The organism is Haloferax namakaokahaiae (genome assembly GCF_042663225.1).
Taxonomy (GTDB): domain Archaea; phylum Halobacteriota; class Halobacteria; order Halobacteriales; family Haloferacaceae; genus Haloferax; species Haloferax namakaokahaiae.
Map to the genome: position 1 here is coordinate 705,730 of NZ_JBHTAA010000005.1, position 23,536 is coordinate 729,265.

24 protein-coding genes, 1 tRNA gene, 1 other RNA gene and 1 pseudogene are annotated in these 23,536 nt (G+C 62.9%); 19 read left to right on the forward strand and 8 right to left on the reverse strand.

The annotated features are described in order from the left end of the window. Positions 1–10: 10 nt before the first annotated feature. A complete protein-coding gene (locus ACFQJC_RS11185; RefSeq protein WP_390223491.1) occupies positions 11–565 on the forward strand; it encodes an NUDIX domain-containing protein in 555 nt (184 codons plus the stop codon). An 84-nt stretch (positions 566–649) separates the two neighbouring features. Beyond that, entirely contained in the window at positions 650–1,231 is a 582-nt protein-coding gene (locus tag ACFQJC_RS11190) for a DUF1684 domain-containing protein (protein ID WP_390223492.1), read from the forward strand. Between the two features lie 51 nt (positions 1,232–1,282). On the opposite strand, the gene ACFQJC_RS11195 is transcribed toward ACFQJC_RS11190, so the two are convergent. Together ACFQJC_RS11195 and ACFQJC_RS11200 are read right to left on the reverse strand one after the other, a co-directional pair. Continuing rightward, a complete protein-coding gene (locus tag ACFQJC_RS11195) occupies positions 1,283–1,573 on the reverse strand; it encodes a DNA-directed RNA polymerase subunit L (protein ID WP_390223494.1) in 291 nt (96 codons plus the stop codon). 26 nt (positions 1,574–1,599) lie between these two features. Continuing rightward, entirely contained in the window at positions 1,600–2,586 is a 987-nt protein-coding gene (locus ACFQJC_RS11200) for an MBL fold metallo-hydrolase (protein ID WP_390223496.1), read from the reverse strand. 131 nt (positions 2,587–2,717) lie between these two features. Between ACFQJC_RS11200 and ACFQJC_RS11205 the strand changes: the two are divergent. Beyond that, a pseudogene (locus ACFQJC_RS11205) lies at positions 2,718–2,852 on the forward strand (DnaJ domain-containing protein); the annotation flags it as partial. Positions 2,853–2,905: 53 nt separating this feature from the next. On the opposite strand, the gene ACFQJC_RS11210 reads toward ACFQJC_RS11205, so the two are convergent. Next, a complete protein-coding gene (locus tag ACFQJC_RS11210; protein WP_390225665.1) occupies positions 2,906–3,418 on the reverse strand; it encodes a hypothetical protein in 513 nt (170 codons plus the stop codon). A gap of 163 nt (positions 3,419–3,581) precedes the next feature. Between ACFQJC_RS11210 and ACFQJC_RS11215 the strand changes: the two genes are divergently transcribed. Together ACFQJC_RS11215 and ACFQJC_RS11220 are read left to right on the forward strand one after the other, a co-directional pair. Next, positions 3,582–3,944: a molecular chaperone DnaJ gene (locus ACFQJC_RS11215; protein ID WP_390225667.1), complete on the forward strand. Its 363-nt coding sequence runs from the start codon at positions 3,582–3,584 to the stop codon at positions 3,942–3,944. A gap of 45 nt (positions 3,945–3,989) precedes the next feature. Beyond that, entirely contained in the window at positions 3,990–4,664 is a 675-nt protein-coding gene (locus ACFQJC_RS11220) for an MBL fold metallo-hydrolase (RefSeq protein WP_390223498.1), read from the forward strand. Between the two features lie 378 nt (positions 4,665–5,042). Here the strand turns inward: ACFQJC_RS11220 and ACFQJC_RS11225 are convergent, their stop codons facing one another. Further along, positions 5,043–5,669 (reverse strand): uracil-DNA glycosylase family protein, encoded by a 627-nt coding sequence (locus ACFQJC_RS11225; RefSeq protein WP_390223500.1) that lies wholly within the window; start codon positions 5,667–5,669, stop codon positions 5,043–5,045. Positions 5,670–5,746: 77 nt separating this feature from the next. Continuing rightward, complete coding sequence (locus ACFQJC_RS11230) at positions 5,747–6,220, reverse strand: DUF5793 family protein (protein WP_390223502.1); 474 nt, start codon at positions 6,218–6,220, stop codon at positions 5,747–5,749. A gap of 106 nt (positions 6,221–6,326) precedes the next feature. On the opposite strand from ACFQJC_RS11230, the gene ACFQJC_RS11235 reads away from it, so the two are divergent. The 8 genes from ACFQJC_RS11235 to ACFQJC_RS11270 all read left to right on the forward strand — a co-directional run bounded on the left by ACFQJC_RS11235 (position 6,327) and on the right by ACFQJC_RS11270 (position 14,723). After that, positions 6,327–6,833: a DUF7549 family protein gene (locus ACFQJC_RS11235; protein WP_390223504.1), complete on the forward strand. Its 507-nt coding sequence runs from the start codon at positions 6,327–6,329 to the stop codon at positions 6,831–6,833. Positions 6,834–6,895: 62 nt separating this feature from the next. Then, positions 6,896–8,587, forward strand: coding sequence for a type II/IV secretion system ATPase subunit (locus tag ACFQJC_RS11240; RefSeq protein WP_390223506.1), 1,692 nt, complete (start codon positions 6,896–6,898; stop codon positions 8,585–8,587). A gap of 1 nt (position 8,588) precedes the next feature. Next, the gene (locus ACFQJC_RS11245; RefSeq protein ID WP_390223508.1) at positions 8,589–10,757 is read left to right on the forward strand and encodes a type II secretion system F family protein; all 2,169 of its coding nucleotides are present in this window, start codon (positions 8,589–8,591) and stop codon (positions 10,755–10,757) included. Positions 10,758–10,801: 44 nt separating this feature from the next. Next, positions 10,802–11,449, forward strand: a complete 648-nt coding sequence (locus ACFQJC_RS11250) for a class I SAM-dependent methyltransferase (protein WP_390223510.1) — start codon at positions 10,802–10,804, stop codon at positions 11,447–11,449. A gap of 97 nt (positions 11,450–11,546) precedes the next feature. Further along, the gene (locus ACFQJC_RS11255) at positions 11,547–12,575 is read left to right on the forward strand and encodes an NAD(P)/FAD-dependent oxidoreductase (RefSeq protein ID WP_390223512.1); all 1,029 of its coding nucleotides are present in this window, start codon (positions 11,547–11,549) and stop codon (positions 12,573–12,575) included. A 154-nt stretch (positions 12,576–12,729) separates the two neighbouring features. Further along, positions 12,730–12,800: transfer RNA gene (locus ACFQJC_RS11260), tRNA-Gly, on the forward strand. A 919-nt stretch (positions 12,801–13,719) separates the two neighbouring features. Continuing rightward, entirely contained in the window at positions 13,720–14,220 is a 501-nt protein-coding gene (locus ACFQJC_RS11265) for a hypothetical protein (RefSeq protein ID WP_390223514.1), read from the forward strand. A gap of 233 nt (positions 14,221–14,453) precedes the next feature. After that, the gene (locus ACFQJC_RS11270; RefSeq protein ID WP_390223516.1) at positions 14,454–14,723 is read left to right on the forward strand and encodes a Sec-independent protein translocase subunit TatA/TatB; all 270 of its coding nucleotides are present in this window, start codon (positions 14,454–14,456) and stop codon (positions 14,721–14,723) included. A gap of 128 nt (positions 14,724–14,851) precedes the next feature. Here the strand turns inward: ACFQJC_RS11270 and ffs are convergent. Next, positions 14,852–15,163, reverse strand: an RNA gene (gene ffs, locus ACFQJC_RS11275) — signal recognition particle sRNA. A 163-nt stretch (positions 15,164–15,326) separates the two neighbouring features. Next, positions 15,327–15,740 (reverse strand): DUF7548 family protein, encoded by a 414-nt coding sequence (locus ACFQJC_RS11280; RefSeq protein WP_390223517.1) that lies wholly within the window; start codon positions 15,738–15,740, stop codon positions 15,327–15,329. 93 nt (positions 15,741–15,833) lie between these two features. On the opposite strand from ACFQJC_RS11280, the gene ACFQJC_RS11285 reads away from it, so the two are divergent. Together ACFQJC_RS11285 and ACFQJC_RS11290 are read left to right on the forward strand one after the other, a co-directional pair. Beyond that, on the forward strand, positions 15,834–16,985 hold the full coding sequence (locus ACFQJC_RS11285) for a thiolase family protein (RefSeq protein ID WP_390223519.1): 1,152 nt from the start codon (positions 15,834–15,836) through the stop codon (positions 16,983–16,985). Further along, positions 16,985–17,356: an OB-fold domain-containing protein gene (locus ACFQJC_RS11290; protein ID WP_390223520.1), complete on the forward strand. Its 372-nt coding sequence runs from the start codon at positions 16,985–16,987 to the stop codon at positions 17,354–17,356. Before ACFQJC_RS11285 ends, ACFQJC_RS11290 begins: the two co-directional genes overlap by 1 nt. Before the next feature lie 76 nt (positions 17,357–17,432). Here the strand turns inward: ACFQJC_RS11290 and ACFQJC_RS11295 are convergent, their stop codons facing one another. Next, positions 17,433–18,374, reverse strand: a complete 942-nt coding sequence (locus tag ACFQJC_RS11295) for a halo transducer protein (RefSeq protein WP_390223522.1) — start codon at positions 18,372–18,374, stop codon at positions 17,433–17,435. Positions 18,375–18,573: 199 nt separating this feature from the next. On the opposite strand from ACFQJC_RS11295, the gene ACFQJC_RS11300 reads away from it, so the two are divergent. The 4 genes from ACFQJC_RS11300 (at position 18,574) to pstB (ending at position 23,515) form a co-directional block, all read left to right on the forward strand. Beyond that, complete coding sequence (locus ACFQJC_RS11300) at positions 18,574–19,773, forward strand: substrate-binding domain-containing protein (RefSeq protein WP_390223524.1); 1,200 nt, start codon at positions 18,574–18,576, stop codon at positions 19,771–19,773. Between the two features lie 67 nt (positions 19,774–19,840). Then, entirely contained in the window at positions 19,841–20,974 is a 1,134-nt protein-coding gene (gene pstC, locus ACFQJC_RS11305; RefSeq protein ID WP_390223526.1) for a phosphate ABC transporter permease subunit PstC, read from the forward strand. Further along, positions 20,974–22,596, forward strand: coding sequence for a phosphate ABC transporter permease PstA (gene pstA, locus ACFQJC_RS11310; RefSeq protein WP_390223528.1), 1,623 nt, complete (start codon positions 20,974–20,976; stop codon positions 22,594–22,596). The genes pstC and pstA overlap by 1 nt, the downstream gene beginning before the upstream one ends. Before the next feature lie 4 nt (positions 22,597–22,600). After that, on the forward strand, positions 22,601–23,515 hold the full coding sequence (gene pstB / locus ACFQJC_RS11315) for a phosphate ABC transporter ATP-binding protein PstB (RefSeq protein ID WP_390225599.1): 915 nt from the start codon (positions 22,601–22,603) through the stop codon (positions 23,513–23,515). Positions 23,516–23,536 lie beyond the last annotated feature (21 nt).

Sequence of the window (23,536 nt, forward strand, 5' to 3'; positions counted from 1 at the left end):
AGTACTACCTATGGTGGCCGATGACAGCCCCGATATCGAGTCCGTCGCCGTCGAGCCCGACTACTGCCCGAAGTGCGGGACAGCCGTCGAGACGAACGAGTTCGAAGGGCGGGAGACCCCGTGGTGTCCGGCGTGTGACCTGCTCTTTTCGCAGAACGCGGTCGCCGCTGTCCAGGTGGTCGTCCACGACGGAGAGCGCGTCCTCCTACTCGACGAACCCATCCCGCAGAGCGAGGGGATATTGACCCTCCCCGGCGGGTACGCGAAGTACGACGAAGGACCGAAAGAGGCGCTGCTTCGGGAACTCGAAGAGGAGACCGGACTCAGTGCAGACCCGTCCGATTTGGAGTATCTGACGACCTACCACGCGGACCTCTCGGTCGTCGGCATCTACTTTCTCACGTACACACTCGAACGGTCTGCGACCGCCGGCGAGTTGCACCCGCAGTTCGAGGAGGGAACGGTCGCGTTCCGACCGGTCGAGGAGGTGCTCTCGATGACTGACCGACGCCGCGATTCGGACCGCGAGCGCATCGAGATGGCCGTCGAACGCCACGTTGAGTGACTTCGATACCACACTCTTTTCGGTCGTGCGCGACCCGCACAGTCGAAACCAATCTTAACCTCCGAGACGCGCGTAGTGTGTGCCATGACGACCGATTCGTGGCGCGCGGCGCTCGAAAGCTACCGCGACGAGAAAGACCGCTCTTTCGCCCGCGACCCGCATTCACCGATTCCGCCCGACCAGCGCGAGTTCTTCGACGGACTCGACTACTTCGAACCGAATCCTAACCTGCGATTCGAACTCCCATTGCTGACGTACGAGGACCCCGAGACCATCACCATCGCAACGACGACCGAAGGCGAGCGCGCATTCCTCGTCTGGGGCTCCTTCGAGTTCGACATCGACGGCGAGACGTATCGACTCGACGCCTATCGAACCAGCCCCGAGGAAGACCGTCTGTGGGTCCCGTTCCGTGACGAGACGAACACCAACGAAAGCTACGGCGCTGGGAGATATTTGGACCTCGACGGTCCGAACGAAGACGGGTTGTGGGAACTCGATTTCAACTACGCCTACAGTCCCTTTTGTGCCTACTCGCCGCGGTTCGAATGTCCGCTCGTCCCGTTAGAAAACTGGCTTCAGGTGCGAATCGAGGCCGGTGAGAAAGATTACGAAGGTCCAGTCGCTGGCGACGAGTCCCACCACGGCCACGGCCACGCGGATTAGGCCGAGACGCGCGGCTAGCGGGTGAGAAAACGAGAGAAGAACGCTCGTCAGTTACGCGTCGAGAGCGGTGTCGAACGCTGCGGTGAAGTTGTCGGCCGTGTCCTGGACGTTCCGCGCCCCGTCGGCGAGTGCGTCGAGCGGGTCCACGCCCTCTTCGGTCTTGATAGAGAGCACGGGGTCGGTCTGTCCACCGGACTGCTCGGGGTTCACGTCGTAGGTTGCAGCGGTCACGCCCTCGGTTTCGAGCAGCGCGCCCTTGAGGACGTTCATAAACGTGTGGTCCTCGCCACCAATCTCGATGCGGAGTTCCTCGTCGGTCTTGTCGATGACCCGCAGTTCCATGGCTCTTCGTTCCGTCCAGCGGCGTTTTAACGTTTCGTCTCGGGTACAGCAACCAGCGCGTCGGCATCGGCCGTCGTGTCTTCCAGTACGTACTCGGTGCCGTCTCGGCCGAGGACGCCCTCCTCGACGAGGTGGTCGAGGTGCGCGAACGCCTCGCCGGGCCCGTGGAGGATGTGGACGTTCGAGAGGTCGCCGAACAGGCGGGCGCTGACCGTCCACGCGTCGGCAGGGCCGTGCTCGGAGAGGACGTTCAGGACGCGTTCGGTCCGCTCTCGGTGGTGTTCGGCGATGACGCGCGCACGCCCTGCCGGGTCGTCGATGGGGTCGCGGTGGCCGGGCCAGACGCGGTCGAAGTCTTCTTCGACGATTCGGTCGAGGCTGTCGAGGTACGTCGCCAACGGGCGCTCGACGCGGAGGTCCGCGCCGCCGATGTTCGGCGTGTACTTCGGGAGGATAGCGTCGCCGATGAACGCCTCGCGGCCCGAGTCGCCGTCGAAGGCGAACGCGCAGAGACCGGCGGCGTGGCCGGGGAGGTGGACGACTTCGAGTTCGCCGTCGCCCGCGGGGATGGTGTCGCCGTCTTCGAACGGCGTCACGTCGGCGTCTTCACCCATCAGGTCGTTGAGGATGCTGAGGAAGTCGGTGAGTTCGTCGAGCGACTCCTGCGGGATGCCCCACTCTTCGAAGCGCTGCTCGCGCATGTCGGTCTCCGCGAAGTGGGCGTCTTCGTCACCCGCGATGAGTCCGGCGTCGGCCGCGTGAGCGTAGACGGTCGCTCCACTCTCGGCCTGCAGTTCGCCCGCGAGGCCGGTGTGGTCCGCGTGCCAGTGGGTGAGGATAATCGAGTCGATATCTGCGACATCGTAGCCAGCGGCTTCGATGCCGTCGTAGAGGTCAGCCCGGACGTCGTCGGTCGAGACGCCGACATCGACCAGCGTCAACTGGTCGCCGGGGAGGAGATAGGAATTGTTGCTCCCTTCGAACACGGTGTTCCCGAGCGAGATACGTTCCATGCGAGCACCTCGCCGTCGGCGTTTATCACGATTCCGAATACGGAACCCTGTGTGTGTGTGAACGGGTCGCACACGTTCTCGGCGTTGCCCGTTACATTCAAAGTCTACCCCTACGTCGTCGTGCACGTCGAATGCCGGTGGACTTCTACGAGCTCCTCGACGTTGACCGCGACGCCGAACGGGACGACATCAAACAAGCGTTCCGTCAGATGGCGCGTGAGTACCATCCAGACGTGAACGACGACGAGCGAGCGACCGCACAGTTCACCGTCGTACGAAAGGCCTACGAAGTGCTCACCGACGAGGGCGAGCGCGCGGATTACGACCGGATGGGCCACAGCTCGTACGTCGAAAAACGCCTCGACGGCCTGCGGAAGTTCAAGTTCCCCGGCGAGGCGGGTAAGCAGAGCGGGTCGTCTTCCTCGACGTCCACGTCGGGGTCGAATCGAACGACTCGGTCGTCTGGGTCTTCGCGCTCGTCTCGGTCATCTTCGTCTCGTTCCTCATCGTCGCGCTCGTCGTCCGGCAGTTCCAGTCGGTCACGTGGCTCCACATCGTCTACGTCGTCCTCGCGCTCCTCTTCAGGGAGTTCGCGTTCGTCGTCGTCTCGGTCTTCTTCGTCTCGGACTTCCTCGTCGCGTTCGTCTTCGTCCACCGGCTCATCTCGCAGTTCGTCTTCCGCACGAAGTTCGGGTTCGCGCTCGTCGAGTCGTTCGTCGTCCCGAAATTCGCGCTCCAGTTCTCGCTCGTCGTCGTCTCGAACTTCGACGGGGAGCGGGCGTTCGTCGCGCTCGTCGCGGAGTCGCCGCTCGCGCGCTCGGCGCGCACGCAACGGCAACTCGAACCGATTCGATTCCGCGTCCGAGCAGTCGAGCGAGTCGGCGAAGACGAACCCGCTGTGGTACGGCTGGTCGGTTTCGCTCGTCGCCTTGCTCGCCTATTTCGGTACGCTCGGCTGGTTTCTCTCGACGTCGGGCGGGGCGTTCGTCGAGACGTTGATTTCAATCGATACCGCCGCACCCGTCCCCGCCCTGCTCTCGGTGTCGCCGCTTACACTGCCGTCGCTCGCTGTCTTGCAGACGGCCGCAGCCGCTTCGCCGACGATGCTGATTCTGCCGGGCGGGTCGGTACTCCTCGCGCTCGTGCTCGTCGGAACGGTGGCGAAGTTCGGTCACTCGTGGGCGACGTGGCTGTACGCGCTCGCAGCACTCGCCCCGCTGGCGCTCGTGATTGCCGGAAGCGTCGGAATGGGACGTCCGCTCGCGGTCGATGTCGTCGCGTTGGCCGTGTTGCCGCTGCTCGGTGCCGGCGGGTTCATCTTCGACGCCGGCCGATACCTGTGGGCCGCTCGGCAATGACAAACAATCTCACGATTTTTGACCTTTGAAGACGTACTGACATGTATGAGCAAGCTCGGCGAGCAGGTTCACCGACTCCGCCTGCGTGGAGTGAACGCGTATCTCGTGGACGACGACGGCGAACTCACGCTGGTCGATGCCGGGACGCCGTGGGACAGCGGTGAGCTTCGCGCGGGCATCATCGACGCCGGGTACACCGTCCCCGACATCGACCGCGTGCTTCTCACGCACTACGATATCGACCACGTCGGGTCGCTCTCGTCCCTCGGGCTGCGCGACTCGGTTCCGATACACCTCGCCGAGCCGGACGCCTCGTACCTCTCTGGCCGCGCAAAGCCACCCTTCTCCTCGCGGAAAGGATTTCTCCAGCGAGTCGGGACGCGACTCATCGACACGCCGAGACAGCCAATCGAGACGGTCGAAGACGGCGACCAGATTGGACCCTTTATCGCCTACCGAACGCCCGGACACACGTTGGGACACACCGCGTTCGTCCACGAACCGTTCAGCGTGGCCTTCGTCGGCGACCTCGTCCGTGAGAAGCGAGGTCAACTCGTCGCGCTCCCGTGGGTGATGGCGGCAGACGCCGAGATGAACGACCGCAGTATTCGAGAATTCGTCTCGAAGTGTCCACCAATCGAAGTCATCGCAATGGGGCACGGAAACCCGGTCGAGGAGTACGGGTACGGCGAACTGCAGGAGCTCGCCGAGAAAGTTTGAGAGACGAACGAAGAGCGAAGGGAGCCCTCGCTCGTCGTTGTAAAGAGCGGGGACCGCGACCGAGCGCGAATCCCCGGACTGACCAAGCCACTGCGAGGAGCACCAATCTCACAGTTGCCTGACGCGCCCGGCGGAATTGTATCAAACCACGCGCGTCAATACCCACTTTGGGTCTAGTTGTAAAAAGTCCTTTGTTCGCGCCAATAAGGACCATGCCATACAGAAGCACTGGGTAAACTTACGCTTATGTGGACCATTTAGCCGAAAAAAGCCAACGTTTCCAAACCTTAATGGTTCTTAGTAGACGAACGAAGTAAGAATCATTATAAAACGTAACAAATCGCCCGACTCAGGACTGTTAACCGTGCGTGAGAGTGGCTAGCGGACGTAGTACGGGTCGTCTCCCGGGATAAATCGGCCGAGGTCGGATTCGCGGCGGAAGTCGGTCGAACGAAGTTCCACGATACCGGCGACGAGTTCGTCGTGGTCGCCCTCGTCCCATTCGCGTGGGTCCTTGATGGGGAGGATGAGAAAGCCGCTACCACGAAGTTCCGTTCCGTGGAGTGTCTCCATGTCGATGTCCGTCTTCCACGCAATCGAACTGTAATTCTCCAAGACGTGTTTGGTCGCCACTTCGCCGACGGGCAAGAGAACGTGTGCGGCGATCGCGCGCAACTCTGCGTCGAAGAAGCGTTCCATGTCGGTGTACTCTGCGGGTGTCGGCGTTCCGTCTGCCACGCACATGTGGAGATACGAGAAGAACGTCCCGTCCACTTCCGGTTCGTCACCAGTCGTGGTCAATAGTCCGGCGTCCGCGAGTGCTGCTTGCAGTTTCATTCCAGGGTCGCTCGTAAAGGGGACGCCGGTTTCGATTCCGCCGTGGATATCGGGGTGGTCTCCGATGACGTGGAAGTCGGCGTTGGCGTCGCCGTAGCCTGGAACGAACCGGTCACACGACGGTCGCATGCCAAACGGGTTGCTCGTGCGGTCGGTTACGTTTCTCACGATGCGTTCTCAGGAGTCCGCTGATAAAGAAGCCGTGGTTCGACCCGATGTTGCCCACGAACGAGCGTGAACTGAGATTATAACTCGACGCCAGATGGAATGAGACTCTGTCCGCGAAGCAGTTCACCGTCGGCGTCGTAGACGAGGAACGTCGATTTTTCGAGCGTCACCAGATGTTCGTCCTCGATGGCGATATCGACCTGGTAGTGGCCGTTTTCGACGTCGATAGACCGTCCGTACTCTCGGGCCGCACCGATGAAGTGGAGCACGTCGTCGGCGTCGGCGTTCAGTTCCAAGACGTAATCACCCGTCAAGCGGTCTGTCACGCTGACAACGCCAGTCGTCTTCGGGTCGTCTATCGGGCCTTGCAAGCGAAGCGCCACGTCGAGTTCGCCCGCGTCGAGTAGTTCGCCAGTCGGCGCGGTGAATCGCTCACGAAGCAACTCCGGCGGTCCGTAGAAGTCGATCGAAACCGTCGGCTGACGGGGAGATTCACCCGTCCCGTACCAATCGACGTTGGTCACGTCGAGTTCGAAGTAGTCGCGCCGCATTCTATGTGATTTCTTATTGTGCGCGACGTATTAACGTGACGCACAGCGGGGAATCTGGACAGTAGCTTGTCGATAGATTTTACCCACCTGCGCCTGCCGCTTGTGCATGGTTTGGGTTCGCTCTGAGTATGCCGGTGCGCTCTCTGTTATCTCTGCGTGGCTCTGTGCGCTCATCCCGTGGAACGTCACCTATTCGTCCGGCGTCGCCGGTGGAAGCCTCCTGTTCGTCCGCTTCCCGTTCTTTCAGGTTCGGTACGCGTGGGGAATCGACATCGCTCAGCGAGTGGCTATCTCGAATCCCGTCTCTGCGCTGTCGCTCCAGGCCAGTCAGTCGATTGCGGTCGCCTATCAGGCGTGGGTTGTCGGTGCCGCCGTGCTGGCGATTGCGGTCCTGTTCTCGTTCGTCTACTACGCACGCGAGGCGGAAGTCGAAGCAGGCCCACTCGACCCGGTTCGGCTGATGGGTGGCCTGCTCGGACTCACGGGCGTGATTCTCAGCGCGGCCACCTACCTGCTCGTGACGCGAGGCTTTCCGGGGATTCCGCTCCCACTCGGCGTGCTCGTCTGTTTCGTCCTCAGCGGCGTCTTACTCACCGTCGAGCGAACGGAGTAGAATCGCGCGGACGATTTAAGTACCAACCCGCCATACCACTCGACCGACTGATTCGGGTGACGATGCCACAAGATACACCACCGAACGCAACGGCGGCGATGCGACCGTCCGCAAACCGGGGCGTGTTCAGACTGCTCCGAGATGGCGACTTCCAACTCGCCGCCGAGGAGACCCGCCGGATTTTACGGCGTACCGCAGAGATGCTCCGCGGGTCGAAACTCGACGTTCGTCCCCTCTCGCCGGAAGAGACGCCGCTGGGAACGTTCGACGTTCCCGACGGCCACGAGGAAGTCGAGCGCTACTGGGTAGACGCCCCCTTCGCGTACGTGGTCGTCACCTACGACGTGGACGCGACGGCCCACCGCTACCACGTCGTCGAACCGGACCTCGACGCGTTCGAAGCGGCGTTACTCGAACGCGTCCGGACCGACATCCGCGACCCGCTGTTGTACCGCGACGACAAGGACCCGACGAGCGAACAGACGCTCGTCGAGGAGTTGGAGTCGCTCATCGAGCAGTACGGGTTGGACCTCCACATGGAGTCGTTCTACACGCTGTTGTACTACCTCCGGCGCGACTTCCACGGCTACGGCCGCCTCGAACCCCTGATGAACGACCCGCACATCGAGGACATCTCCTGCGACGGGTACGATATCCCGCTTTTCATCTACCACAGCACCTACACCGACATCTCGACGAACGTCTCGTTCGGCCAGGAACAGTTGGACAACTTCGTCATCCGACTCGCCCAGCGCTCCGGCCGGCACATCAGCGTCGGCGACCCGGTGCTCGGGACGACGCTCCCCAACGGCGCGCGCGCCGAACTCGCACTCGGCGAAGAAGTGACGCCGCGCGGGTCGGCTTTCACCATCCGCATGTACGCCGACGAACCGTTCACGCCAATCGACCTCATCGACTACGGGACGTTCTCTGTCGAGCAGATGGCGTACCTCTGGCTCTGTATCGAGCACAACAAGAGCCTCATCTTCGCGGGCGGGACCGCGTCGGGGAAGACCACGTCGATGAACGCCGTGTCGATGTTCATCCCGCCGCGTGCGAAGGTATTGACCATCGAAGACACCCGCGAACTCGCGCTGTACCACGACAACTGGCTCTCGTCTGTCACCCGCGAGCGCATCCACGACGGGACGAACATCTCGATGTACGACCTGCTCCGGTCGGCACTCCGCCATCGCCCCGAGTACATCATCGTCGGCGAGGTCCGCGGCGACGAAGCGGTGACGCTCTTCCAAGCGATGAACACGGGCCACACGACGTTCTCGACGATGCACGCCGACAGCATCGAGACGGTCATCAATCGCTTGGAGAACGAACCCATCAACGTGCCGCGCGCGATGGTGCAGTCGCTCGACTTGCTGTGTATCCAGACGCTCACCCGCTTCGACGGCGAGCGTGTTCGGCGCTCACAGACCATCGGCGAGATAGGCAACATCGACCAGCGGACGGGCGAACTCGACTACTCCGCGTCGTTCTCGTGGGACGCGAAGTCCGACGCGTTCTCCCAGAGCGACAGTAACGTCCTCGAAGAGATTCAGCGCGAAAACGGCTGGTCGCGGACCGACCTGCGACGGGAACTCCGGCGGCGCGAGCAGTTCCTCCGGTACCTTCAGGACAACGGCGTCTCGGACTACCGACGCTTTACCGCGCTCATCAACGAGTACTACTCGAACCCCGAGGAAGTGCTCGAACGCGTCGAATCGGAGACCATCGCGGCCGACGTGGACGGCGCTTGAGATGCTGTCCGGACTGTCGCTGCTCCCACTTCTGTTCGCACTCGCGCTCATCGCCCCGATACTCGTCAGCCCGGTCAGTCGCCGCGCGAACTTGCTGGTCTCGCAGGTCGCTCTGCCGATTTTCGGCTTCTACGTCGCCACCGAAAACCAACGCCACCGGAGGCAACAGTGGCGACTTCGTGCCGCACACGTCGGCGTGACCCACCGCGTCTACGCCTCGCGGACGCTCCTCATGGCCGCCGTCTTCGGAATCGCGGGGAGCATCTTCGGCGTCTACGTCGCTGCGGCGTTCTTGAGCACGTTCGCGCTCTCGCCAGAGACGTGGGCGGGACTGCCCCCGCAGGTGCAGTTCTTACGCGGTGTGACCAGCCTCGATACGCTGTCGCTCCGGGAGTTGTTCGTCTTGCTCGTCCTGTCGAGTGCGACGATCGGGACGGCGCTCGCACTGGGCGTCTACTGGATTCGGTGGTACGTCCTCACCGAGCGCGCGAACACCCGTGCGACGGAGATCGAAGCGACCCTGCCGCGGACCGTGGCGTTCATCTACGCGCTCTCGCGCTCGGGGATGGCGTTCCCGAAGGTTCTGGAGACGCTGGCCCGGAACGAGGCGGTGTACGGCGAGGCGGCCCGCGAAGTCGGAATCGCCGTCAGAGATATGGACGCCTTCGGCACCGACGTGCTGACCGCCCTGCAATCGCTGTCCGACCGAACGCCGAGCGAGAACCTCGAAGAGTTCGGCGAGAACCTCTCTAGCGTACTCGGGAGCGGCCGCAACTTGTCCCGGTACCTCCACGAACAGTACGAGCGTTTCCAGACGGAGGCGGCCGCCCAACAACAGCAGTACCTCGAACTCCTCTCGACGCTCGCCGAGGTGTACGTCACGGTGCTCGTCGCCGGACCGCTGTTCCTCATCACCGTCCTCGTCGTCATCGGACTCGTCATCGCGGATACGCTCACGGTCATCCGAATCATCGGCTACGTCGCAGTCCCGGCGATAAGCGCCGCGTTCGTCGTCTATCTCGGCAGTATCACCAAGTCGCTTCGGGGTGTGATCTCTCGAAACCTCGGCACTGGCGCGGCCGCGGATTCCCACCAGATGGCTGACCGCTCGACGGTCGGCGAGACGGCACGCGCCGACGGCGGTGAGATGGCCCTCGGATGGACGGTGAACGCCGAACGGTTGGCCGCCTACGACCGCCTTCGCTGGCTTCGACGGTGGATGAATCAGCCGGTTCGGTCGATTCTGCAGAATCCGTTCGCGGTTCTGGTCTTCACCGTTCCGCTCGGGCTGGTGTGGGTGCTGACGCAGACGACGGTTTCGGTCGGTCCCGCCGAATCTACGTCGCTGCTTCGCGTGGTTGTGCAGCCGGCACTGTGGTTCCACCTCGGCGACTCGCTGGAGGCGGTCGTCGCGGCGGCAGACAACCACGTCGTCGAGGTGGCTATCGTGTCGATGGCGATAATCTCGGTCATTCACGAGATTCGAAAGCGCCAACTGCGGGCTATCGAACGAGCCATGCCCGACTTCCTCGACCGACTCGCAAGCGTCAACGAGGCCGGGTTGACTATCGTCCAGAGTCTGCGCCGCGTCTCGTCGTCCGACCTCGGCCCGCTCGGCGACGAAATCCAGCGGACGATTCGAGACATCGACGTCGGGGCCGACGCCGAGTCCGCACTCCGGCGGATGGACCGCCGCACTCGGAGTCCGATGGTGTCGCGGTCGGTCACGCTCCTCACCAACGCGATGAGCGCGAGCGGCGACATCGCACCCGTCGTTCGCATCGCCGCCACCGAAGCACAGGACAGTCGCCGTCTGGCCCGCGAGCGCCAACAGGAGATGCTGACCTACCTCGTCGTCATCTACATCTCCTTTTTCGTCTTCCTCGGCATCGTCGGCGCGCTCGCCATCTCGTTCATCCCGGCGGTCGAACAGGCGAGCACGGGCGCGCTCGTCGATTCCGGCGGGGTCGGCGTGACCTCGGGGACGTTCGAGGGACTGCGTAACGTGAACACCGAGTCCTACGAACTCATGTTCTTCCACATCACGGCGATTCAGGGCGTCTGTTCCGGCATCATCGCCGGGCAACTCGGCGAGGGCGACGTCGCCGACGGCATCAAACACGCGACGTTCCTCCTGCTTTTGACCTACGTCGTCTTCCTCTTCATCTGAGAGGCGACCGTGTGGTCTTTGGTTCGCTACCGAAATCTCAGTGCATGGACCAGCCCCGAGACACGGTCAGAGAGACGTACGACCGTATCGCCTCGCACTTCGCCTCGACGCGCGAGTACCCGTGGCCCGAAGTCAAATCGTTCGTCGAGGAGGCGACCGAAGATTCCCGTCCCGTTCGTGCGCTCGACCTCGGGTGCGGCAACGGTCGCCACGTCGAACTTCTGTCTTCTTACGCCGACGAGGTCGTCGGTCTCGACGTGAGTCGCGGCCTGCTCACCGAAGCGACGAAACGCGCCGCAGACCGTGAGTTCGACACGCACCTCGTGCAGGGTGACGCGTCTCGCCTCCCGTTCGAAGCCGACTCGTTCGACCTCTGTGTGTACGTCGCAACGCTCCACCACCTCACGCCCCGCGAGACGCGCGTTGCGAGCCTCGACGAACTCGCGCGGGTCTTGGACTCCGAGGGGACCGCGCTCGTCAGCGCGTGGAGCACGGCACACGACACCTTCGACCGGGAGGACGGATTCGATACGACCGTCGATTGGACGCTCCCCGGCGGCGAGACGGTCCCCCGGTACTATCACATCTACGCGCCCGACGAGTTCGACGCCGACCTCGCGGCGAGCGACCTCACGGTCCTCGAATCCGAGATTTCCAGCGGCAACTGTTACGCCGTCCTCTCGGGGCGGTGACGCCCAGGCAAGGGTGCGCTGTGGTAACACGTGGCGGCTGGTTGCGCCGAGCGCACAGGAGATGTGGGCTTAAGACGGCGTGGACGAATCGCATCGTATGAGCGACACTGACGAATCCAAGGAGTACGAAGTCGTGGTCGTCGGCGGGGGACCCGCCGGGTTGCAGACGGCGCTCTACACGACTCGACTGGGCCACGACACCGCACTTATCGACCGCGGCGGCGGCCGCGCGGCGATGATGGTCGATACCCACAACGTCATCGGTGTCACCGAAGACGTCTCGGGCAACGAATTCCTCGGAACCGCTCGTCAGCAACTCGAAGAATACGGCACCGACCTCTACCGTGACCTCGTGACCGAGGCCACACAGCTCGACGACGGCCGATTCGAACTCACCACCAACGACGGCACGTTCGTCACCGAGCGCGTCGTCCTCGGCGTCGGTTTCAACGACAAGCGACCCGACCCGCCGCTCCCGCGCACCGGTAAGGGACTCCACTACTGTCTCCACTGCGACGCCTACATGTTCGTGGACGAGTCGGTGTACGTGATGGGCCACTCCGACTCCGCGGCCTACGTCGCCATGATTATGCTCAACTTCACCGACGAAGTCGATATCCTCCTCCGCGGCGACGACCCCTCGTGGTCCGACGAGACGGACGAACTCGTCCGCGCGCACCCCATCGACATCGTCGAGGAGGAACTCGACAGCATGACCAAAGGCGACGATGGCTGGCTGGAGAGTTTCACCTTCGAGGACGGCACCACCCGCGAGTACAAAGGCGGCTTCGCCATGTACGGGTCGGAATACAACACGACGCTCTTCGAGCAACTCGACGTGGACCTCAACGACGACGGCACCGTCCCGGTCGGCGACCACGGCGAGACCAGCGTCGATGGCGTCTACGCCGTCGGCGACATCACCCCCGGTCACAACCAGATTCCCGTCGCCATGGGCAAGGGCGCGAAGGCCGGCATCGCCATCCACATGGAACTCCGCGAGTTCCCCAAGAGCCTCGACGAGATTCGAGAGCACGGGGAGATTTCGGTCGAAGACGCGCCGGGCATCTCGGCCGGCCTGCTCGAAAAGGCCAAACAGTTCAACGAGTCCCACGCCGACGACTGAGCCGGTCGTTCGGCTCCAATCGCCCGTTTAACCGCTCTTTTTGTCGTAAAATCAGGTGACGGAGCCGGCTGGACGAAAAAGTAACATCCTTATTGTAGCGTCGTGAATGGGTGGATGTCGCTGGCGCTGAGGTGGACTCAGTGCGAGCATGCATGCGCTGGTGGTCTAATGGCATGACTTTGGCCTTCCAAGCCAACGATCCGGGTTCAACTCCCGGCCGGCGCACTTTCTCGAAGAATTACAGTCCGGAGCTGTGTCTCCGGACTCATCAATTCGAGAGTAATGCGGCACGACGGAGTTGAACCCAGCCAGTCGCCGACGAGTGAAACGAGGAGGACCGTCTGGGTTCGGTTCAACTCCCGGCCGGCGCACTTCCTTCGCTCGTGTTACTCGCTCAGTCAGTGCGCCGCCGTAGTCCCCCTCGCTCTGCTCGCGGGACTCCCGACCGGCGCACTTTCTGAACGGAACCAAACGAGGAGTCGCTAGACTCCGAGTTGCTGTGGAGTGAAGAAATGCGCCCAGAGGGAGTTGAATCAGGGAGCAAATCTTCGATTTGTGACCGTGGTTCAACTCCTGACGAGACGAAGTCTCGTCAACGTCCCACTCGCTTCGTCTGCGGGCGACATCAAAGTCGCCCGAATGGCCAGTGAGACGACTTTGTCGTCTCACACTGCTCGCGGGACTCCCGGCTGAGCGAGTTCACGTTCCAACCTTCCTCACCTCCCCCGTGAAAACGACTATTTGGAATCGTGATGAATAGAAGAGCATGAGTGCAACCACTCCAGACCCACGTTCACGGTGCTTGAACTGTGGCTTCGCAGCGACCTCGGGCAGTGACGAATGGGCCACCGTCGAAGCATCCCTAGGGACGATGACACAGTGTCCCGAGTGCGGAAGCACGGACGTGATGACCGGTCGCTGAGCGAACCGGTCCGTTCCTCGAATCCTTGACTAAAGTTACCCTCCTTGACACCAATTAGCGACTGGTGTGTAACACATGGCACTACTCGAAGGCCGCGTTCGCAGGACTGTCGAATTCTGTATCTATTTTCGATTCGAACGTCGTCGTGTCAGCCCTACTGGGCAATTAATTGTACATTCGCCGCACAAAGAATTATGAAGTTTCACTCTGTTCGGACGAGTAGTGTTCGGGTTCAATTCATCGACGACGGGCGAGGACGAACAGCAGAAGAAAGAGAAATCGAACGGCGTCCCGCGGCGTCGATTCATGCAGGCGGCCGCCGGGTCTGGTGCGCTGTTACTCGGCGCGGGGACGGTATCGGCGAACGGGAAGGGCGGCCAAGCGATCATCCACGAGGACGAGTACTACCCCGACGAATCGTTCGTCATCCTCGAAGCACAGGAGTGCGACAGTCCGACGCCGTACGGTTCGTGCCGCGACGACCCGCTGTTCTTCCAGTGCTACGGTCAGGGCGGCCGCTTCCCGCCGGGAAAGGGCGGAACCCTCCCGTTCCCGTGGTGGAACATCAAGTACGTGAGCGGGCCGCTGGAAGGCGAACTGTTGCGACTCTACACTCGTGACAACAGCATCGAGGCGGGTCTGACGTACCGCTGGACGCGGAAAGAGAAAGATTGCCCCGAGACGCCCGACGTGTTCCAAGTCGGCTTCGCGCCGGACAAGTAAGACCGGTTTTCACGACGCGAGCCCATTCGAGTCTCCTGGTGCGACGACCACCGTTCGAGATTCGACCGAACGAATGGTCACAGAACCGAGCATTCGACGCTCACCTCCCGGTTCGAATCTCGGTTTCGCTTTCTCACCCCGTTCAGGCAGTCCAAAACACGGGATTCGAGCTAACATTCGGCACACGAGACGGACCGTCTGTCTTATCTTCCCCGCCGTCCTAGGCGAACGTAATGTCAAACCTTATTCCACTCTTCCCGGGTCTGCCGGGTGGCCCAGAACTGCTCATCGTCCTACTCATCGTCGTGCTCCTGTTCGGGGCGAACAAACTCCCACAACTCGCCCGCTCGACGGGGCAGGCGATGGGTGAGTTCCGACGTGGCCGCGAGGAGATAGAGGATGAACTCAAGAAGGGCGCAGAGGAGTCCGAGGCGAGCGACGAGGACGAAGAAACTGCCGAGGCCGAGGCTGACGCAGACACCGAAACCGAGAACAAAAACTAAGCCTTCTCCGCTGGGTAGTCCAGCAATTCCACGAACCGAGAGTGACGACTATCGCGGACTGTCGGGAGGAGAACGCCGAGTAGCGACGGAACGAGCGCCGTCGCTCACCGGGTAGATGACGTATGAATGGGCGGACAGCGAGGTTGCCCGGCGTTCCGAAACGGGGAATCTCGGTTGCCTCCTCCACCCCGCGACCCCTCGAGCGACGCACGTCCGATGGTCCGCTGCTCGCTTCCGCGCCTGGCGGGGTACCACCGATGAACCGCGCGAACCCTTCCCTGCGGAAGGGGTACGCGGAGCCGCTGTCCCCGAAGGACGAGGTTTCTACGTTGGCTTCCGAGGCCCGTACCGGTCTGACCGGACGCGCCCGTGTTCGGTCCCCGCTAAAGACCTATTTCGCGGGTAGAGAGCAGGGCCTAACTGCCCGACCTAGTCCACTCCTCCCTAATCCACGGACTGTTAAGGGCCTTTCGACTCGGCGGGGAGATAATCGAGCGACATCGGAGGGGTTTCCCGCGCGTGTGAAACGCAGAAGCAGGGGCGTCAGCGTGTCAGGAACGAGTGACCAGAGGGCGAGTGACCAGAGGGCGAGGAACAGGAGCGCTAGAGCACACTTCGGGCGTACCCTGCCGCGCCGACGAACGTCAACAGTGCCGACCCGAGGACGGCCCAGCGGTGGTATTCGAGCCACGAGTACTCGCGTTCGAAACTGAACAGCACCGTCGAATCGATGCTGAACGCCCAGAGCGTCGTGAGACCGAGCATGGCGAGCGACAGCACGAGCGCCAACCCGGCGGAGGTTTCGGCGTCGGTTCGGCCCTGAAGTCCGGAGAGAAAGACGATGACCGCGAGCAACGCGAGCAGGCCGATTATCGAGAGACCAGTCGGCCCGGACGCGTAGTACGAGGCCGTCGGGCCACCGCCGGACGCGACGACGATTCCCGGGAGGGCAACCGAAACACCGAGACAGAGTGCACCGACGATTCCAACTGTCGGTGCGAGACGTTCGACATCCATATCCGGCCGTTCGGGTGTTCGACAGATAAACGATGTGAGACGGAGCGACACGCGATTGGCCGGTTTTAAATCGTGTTGTGACGACGTGCGCGTATGGACCGCGTAGCGATCATCGGTGCATCGATGACCCAGTTCGGGCAGCGCGACGCGTGGATTCGAGAGTTGCTCGCCGAAGCAGGCGTGGCGGCGCTCTCGGACGCTGGCGTCTCTCCCGACGAAATCGAGCACCTCTACGTTTCGAACATGGCGAGCGGCGAGTTCGAGGGCCAAACCGGCGTCCCGAACGCCCTCGCACACGACCTCGCGGCGATGCCCGCCTACACCGCCCGTATCGACCAGACCTCGTCGTCCGGCGGCGCGGGCGTCTACGCCGCGTGGCAGTCTGTCGCCTCCGGCGCGTCGAACATGACGATGCTCGTCGGCGGCGAGAAGATGACACATCGAACGACGGCCGAAGCGACCGACGTCATCGCGTCGTTGACCCACCCGGTCGAGTACAAACACGGCGTGACGCTCCCGTCGTTCGCGGGGCTGACCGCGCGTCTCTACCTCGACACCTACGACGCACCGCGCGAGTCGCTCGGTAAGGTCGCCGTCAAGAACCACAAGAACGGCCTCGACAACCCGCACGCCCAGTTCCGAAAGGAAGTTGACCTCGAAACCGTCCTCGACTCGCCAATCGTCGCGGACCCGCTTCGACTCTACGACTTCTGTCCCATCACCGATGGCTCGGCCGCGCTCGTCTTCTGTCCCGAGTCCGTCGCCCGGGAGTACACGGACGACTACGCCGTCATCTCGGGTATCGGCGGCGCGACCGACACCCACGTCGTCCACGAGCGCGCCGACCCGACCACGATGGGCGGCGTCGTCAACTCCTCCGAAATCGCCTACGAGATGGCCGACCTCGGCCCCGAAGACATCGACGTGGCCGAACTCCACGACATGTTCACCATCCTCGAATTCCTGCAGTCCGAAGACCTCGGCTTCTTCGAGAAGGGCGAGGGCTGGAAGGCGGTCGAAGAAGGCGTCACCGACCGCGACGGAGAGTTGCCCATCAACACCTCCGGCGGCCTGAAGTCGAAGGGCCACCCGCTCGGTGCATCCGGCGTCGCGCAGGTGTACGAGATTTACAAGCAACTCATCGGCGACGCGGGCGACCGACAGGTCGATGCCGATGTCGGGCTGGCGTGCAACGTCGGCGGCTTCGGCAACTGCGTCACCACCACCATCATGGAGTCCCGATAATGTCCGACAATCCCCCAATGGAAGCGTACCGCTACCCCGACGGGAGCATCACCTACCCCGGCCACCCGGTCGGGCCCGGCGGCGAGGAGGCAATCGACACGGTTGACCTGAGCGACTACACGGCGACGGTGCTCACGTGGACCACCTCGACGGCGACTCCGCCGGGCGTTCGCGCGCCGAACACGCTGGCAATCGTCGAGTTCGACGTGGACGGCGAACCCGTTCGCGCACTCGGGCAGGTCACCTCGGAAGCGGTAGCGATAGGCGACGAAGTGAAACCGATCTACTGCGAGGAACTCCGCGAACCCGGCGCGGGTATCCGCGAACCGGCGAGTCAAGAGTGGGACGGCTACCAGTTCGAACCGCTCTGAAAACTCAATAGTCTCGTACTCGTTTTTGTAATCCGAGAGAAAAAGGGTAGCTCCGGCGTAGAACGAATAGCTCCGCTCAGACCTGACGCGCGCGTTCGAGTTCGGACTGTACGGCGGCCCACGAAACGGGCGTCTCGAACGAGTCGAGCGTCGATTCGAACGATTCGAGTCGCTCGCCGTACTGTTCGTGCCAGGCGTCGTCGGCCACGCCGTCGAGTTCCGATTCCATGGCTCGGGCGCGCCCGTCGAGCGAGTCGAGGCGGTCGGCAATCTCCGCCATCTCGTCGCCGGATGCCGACTCGGGTGCCATCGTCCGAACGTCGTCCAGTTCCGCGCGAGCGTCCGCAATCGAGAGCGGCACCGTCCGCAAGCGAAGCGACGCGTCGAACCACGCGTCCGCGCTCGCGTGCCCGTCGTCCACCTGTGATGCGGTCTCCGAGATGCCGTTGAGCGATTGCTCCAGAACGTCTACGTCGCCGGTGAGTTCGCGGATTCGAGACGCGTGGTTCGTGAGCCACGTCTCGAACTCCTCGATTTCCAGTTGCGTGTCGTCCGCGACTCGGGTGACCTGTTGTGCGCCGGAAGCGACGTCCCGGAGTCCGGTGACGAGTTCGTAGAGCGAGCGTGACTCGCGCTGCCACGCAGAGAGGCGTTGGTTGGTCTCTCCGAGCGACTCCACCTGTGCCTCCGCGCCAGAGACGACCGACTCGAACGCCGAGAGTCGTGCGCGGACCGAATCGACGTCTGGTGCCGATTGTGCGCGCTCTCTCGCTTCTTCGAGCGCGATGCCGGCGAGTTCGACGCGCGTCTCGGCCGTCGAGAGAATCATCGCGGTGTCGGTCACCGACTCGTCGATCGCCTCGCGCGTGATGATACCATCGTCGGTGACGTGCGTGAGGACGTTCCCGACTACTTCCGCATCGCGCGAATCGTCTTCTGTGACGAGTCGGTCTACGGCCGCCGACTTCGCCACGCCGATGAGTTGCTCGACAGTGGTGTCGCGTTTCTCCGTGGCCATCGTGACTGTCTACGGTGCCGCCGTGTTCTATATGTTATCGGTTCGTTGATACATATTAGAATATAGACGTACGTAGCCGTAATATCGCGGTATTACTGGTAGTTAGACGAAAGTGACATAGATAGTATCAGGGTTCAGTGTGAGTACAATAAAGTAGTATTATAAACGCATTTTATTATAAGTCGGGTCTGCTCAGTTGATGGCGCGCGACTCCACTGAGTTGACAGAGACCGTATCACGCCGTAAATTCCTCGTTGCGTCCGGCGCTGCCGGTATGGCTGGACTGGCTGGCTGTTCTGGTTCGTCCGGTTCCGGAGAGACCGAAGCGACCGAGGCTGCGACGGAAGAAGCAACCGAAGCGACCGAGGCACCCGAGGAGACCACCGAGGAATCCTCCGAGCCTGCACAGCCGCAGATGCTCACCGCAGAAGGGTCTTCGACCGTCTACCCCATCGCAAACAAGGGTAGCTCGTACTGGAACTCCAACGCACCGGCGAGCGACGGCGAGTACTGGGGTTCGAGCTCCGAGGGTACCGTCCCCGGCTGGGACGAACTCGACGCGGGCGACATGCGCCTCGCGGACTACTTCGCATCCCTCTACGGCTTCGAGCCGACCGAGACGCAAGCGAACCCGCCGTTCGCAACGTCCATCGGTCTGAGCCACTCCGGAACGGGTTGTAAGTCCGTCCGCGACGGTCTCGTGGATATCGGGAACTCCTCCGGTCCGATTACGGCGGAACTCGGCATCAGCGAAGCAGAGCGTGACGAGAAGTACGTAGACCACGTCCTCGGCCGCGACGGCCAGCCGGTCGTCGTCTCGAAGGACATCTACGACGCGGGCGTCACGCAGCTCACGGGCGAGCAGGTCAAGGGCATCTACCAGGACGAAATCACCAACTGGAGCGAAGTCGGCGGCCCGGACCAGGAAATCTACGTGGTCGGTCGTGCAGAGGGTTCGGGTACGGACACCTCCTTCCGTCTCAACATGCTCGGTGACGCCGACGCCTCGATGGAAGGCGTTGACACCCGTAAGGGTCAGAACCAGCAGGTCAAGACCGTCGTCCAGCAGAACGAAGGTGCCATCGCGTACATGGCACTCGCGTTCACCGGCCCGCAGGTCATCCCGATCGGTATCGAGTTCGAGGGGACGCTGTTCGAACCCGACAAGAGCGCCGAGAACACCATCTTCGACAGCGCCTACCCGCTCAACCGTGACCTCCACCAGTACACGACTATCACGGAGGACACCCCGAGCGGGACGGACATGCGCGAAGCCGCGTTCATGAACATGTTCCTGACGACGTTCGGCCAGGAAGTCTTCGTCGAGGCGAACAACTACATCCCGCTTCCGGACAAGGACATCCAGGCCGAGAAGGACAAGCTGCCGTCCCAGGTCTAAACCTGACCCAGTAGCGCAGCACAGGTCCCGAACGCCTCGTTCTTTCACATTCATTTACGTACCAAACATGACACGATTCACAGACAACGACGGCGGCAGTCTCCGAGCTGCGGCACGGAGCGAGCTTCAGCGAGGCCGTGACTTTATCGACGAGACAGACCCGGAAGCACTCGTCACCGTCACGGTCGCCTCGTTGTCGCTGCTCGCTGCGTTCGTCGGCTTCATCGCCGTCTCGTCGCTGACAGCCATCCCCTTCGTGATATTCCTCGTCGCGTCGGGCTACGGGTGGATGCGGCATCAAGAACTGACCGCGCGCGTGCTCACGCTGACGACCACCGTCTCGACGATTCTGATACTCGGGCTCATCCTCGTGTTCATCTTCGCCGAGGCGTGGGCGACCGTCGAGTACGCGACCGTAACAGTCTTCGGCATCCCGATTCCGGGGCTTCATCTCTTCATCGAGACGCGCTGGAGTCCGGTGTCGCCGCCGATTCGCTACTCGCTGGTTCCGATGATTCACGGGACGGTCCTCGTCACCATCATCGCAACCGCCGTCGCAGCGCCCCTCGGCGTCGCCGCCGCGCTCTTCCTGAGCGAAATCGCACCGACGACCGTGCGCGAACTCGTCAAACCGGGCGTCGAAATCCTCGCCGGAATCCCGTCTATCGTCTACGGCTTTATCGGGTTCACCATCCTCAGCCCGTGGGCCTCCGAACAGTTCGACATCGTCGGACAGGGAACCTACCTCTTCGTCGGCATCATGGTCGGCCTGATGGCGCTTCCGACCGTCGTCTCGGTGGCCGAAGACGCCCTCAACAGCGTCCCCGAAGCGATGAAGAGCGGGTCGCTCGCCCTCGGGACGACCGACTGGCAGACGATGACCTCGATTACGCTCCCCGCGGCGTTCTCGGGCGTCTCGGCCGCTGTTCTCCTCGGCGTCGGACGCGCAATCGGCGAGACGATGGCCGCGACCGTGATGCTCCGCGGCAGTCCGGGACTGACGAAACCCCTGTACAACGTGTTCTACGGCAACGACACGCTGACCTCGCTCATCGCGGCGAACTACGGCGACGCCGACGGACTGCAACTGTCGGCGCTGTTCGTCGCCGGCGTCATCCTCTTTATCACCGTGTTGTTCCTCAGCATCGGGTCGCAGTACATCGAGGCGCGCATGCGTCAGAAACTCGGAGGTGCCGACTGATGGCGAGCGTGAACGAGTCCCAACTCGTCTCCGAGGACACCTCGGGAACCGAGGCAGTCGCCGCGGGTGCCGTCGGTCTCGCCGCGCTCCTGTTCGCACTGTCGCTCGGTGCCCTGTTCGAACTCGTCACCATCACCGACCCCATCGCGGGCGTCCCGGTGGTCGCTCTCCTCGGGGTCCTCCTGATGGTCTTAGGTCTCGGCGTCATCGGGTTCGGCGTCGGTTCCCGACTCGGGTACGTCCAGACGAATCCCCTCCCGAGCGCCGGGTTGGTCGCCGCAGTCGCCTTCTCGGGTCTCTGGTTCGTGGTCGGTGGTTTGGTCGCCTCCCAGACGCTCGGTCTCGGAACGGCCGGTTGGGTCGTGACCGCAGTCCTAACCGGCGGTCTCGGGTTCGCCGCCACCGCCCTCCCGCGCGAAGACGTCGGTTCGACGCTGCCCGCGGGCGCGCTCGCGCTGTTCGCGGGTCTCGTCCTCGTGACGGGTCTCATCGGCCCGTCGTGGGTCTGGGACCTCGGGTGGGAACAGCAGGCGTCGTTCAACGCCGAGTTCACGATTCCGACGATTACGGCGTTCTGTTCGCTCGTCGTCGGGTGGTCCGCCGCGAAAGCCTACGGCGGCTTCGGCGCTCGCGGCCGCCACGTGGGGGCGTACGTGCTCGTCTACCTGAACGCGCTGTCCATCATCGCGGTGCTGTTCTTGCTCGTTGCGTTCACCGTGTTCAAGGGCCTTCCGGGCCTGTTCCGCGGTCTCGCCTTCGGACTCGGGTCCGGGCCGCAGACGACGCTCTTCGGCGTCACCTTCTCGTGGCCCGTCAACTGGCCGTTCGTGATGAACGGCGTCGCCCTCCTGAACGACGTGAACGGCGTGCTCCCGGCCATCGTCGGGACAATCTGGCTCGTCATCGGTGCCGTGTTATTCGCCGTCCCGCTCGGCGTGGGCGCGGCAATCTTCATCACCGAATACGCCGACCGCGGTCGGTTCACGCAGGTCGTCGAGATTGCGACGAACGGGCTGTGGAGTACGCCGAGTATCGTCTTCGGTCTGTTCGGTCTCGCGTTCCTCGTCCCGCGGCTGGCGAACCAGAAGTCGCTCCTCGCGGGCATGCTCACGCTCGGCTTCATGCTCCTCCCGCTGGTCGTGATTACGAGTCGGGAGGCGATGCTCGCGGTGCCCGACGAGTACCGCGATGCGAGCGCCGCCCTCGGCGTCACGAAGTGGCAGACCATCCGAAGCATCGTCCTCCCCGCCGCACTTCCCGGTGTCGTCACGGGTATCATCCTCGGCGTCGGCCGCATCGCCGGCGAGACGGCACCGATTCTCCTCACGATGTCCGGGAGTGTCGCGCCGCCGGGAAGCCAGACGGTTGACGTCATCGGTGGCTTCCGGTTCACCGGGTCGCCGCCGTTCGTGGCGAATCCCGAACTGATGCAAGCGACCTCCGCGCTCCCGTATCAACTCTACTCACTGATCACCGCGGGCGTCGGGCAGTCGTCGAACATCGCCAACATCGACCAGTTCCGATGGGCGACCGCACTCATCCTGCTCGTCGTCGTTCTGAGCTTCTACGCGGTCGGTATCGCCGCACGGTACTACTTCAGACGGAAACTCCAGCATGACTGAACACATGAGCGAAACAGCACACACGACAGAGAACGAACAGTCCGCCGCCGACCAACCGTTGCAGGTTACGAGCGGTGAAACCCGAGAGAAGTCTCGAGACGAGTGGACCGACTACGAGTTCGAAGGCGAGGCGAAACTCGCCGCCGAGGACCTCGACGTCTACTACGGCGACGACCACGCGCTCAAGGGCGTCTCCATGGAGATTCCCGAGAACAGCGTGACGGCGCTCATCGGTCCGTCCGGCTGTGGGAAATCGACGTTCCTCCGGTGTCTCAACCGGATGAACGACCGCATCGGTGCGGCCCGCGTCGATGGCTCGGTCCAACTCGACGGACGGGAGATTTACCAGGACAACGTCAACCTCGTCGAACTCCGCAAGCGCGTCGGCATGGTGTTCCAGTCGCCGAACCCCTTCCCGAAGTCCATCCGCGACAACATCTCCTACGGACCCCGGAAACACGGCGACCTCGAAACCGGTCTCCTCGCCAACCTGCTCGGCCGGAGCGACGACGACGCGATCGACGAACTGGTCGAGCGCTCGCTCCGACAGGCCGCGCTCTGGGACGAGGTGTCCGACCGTCTCGACGACAACGCGCTCGGTCTCTCCGGCGGCCAACAACAGCGCCTCTGCATCGCTCGCGCGCTGGCGACCGACCCCGAAGTCCTCCTGATGGACGAACCCGCATCGGCGCTCGACCCGATTGCGACCTCGAAAATCGAGGACCTCGTCCACGAGTTGGCCAAAGAGTACACCGTCGTCATCGTGACCCACAACATGCAGCAAGCGGCGCGTATCTCCGACCAGACGGCGGTGTTCCTCACCGGCGGCGAACTCGTCGAGTACGGCGATACCGACCAGGTGTTCGAGGACCCGCAGAGTCAGCGCGTCGAAGACTACATCAGCGGCAAGTTCGGATAGCGCGTCGGCGATACGTCACGG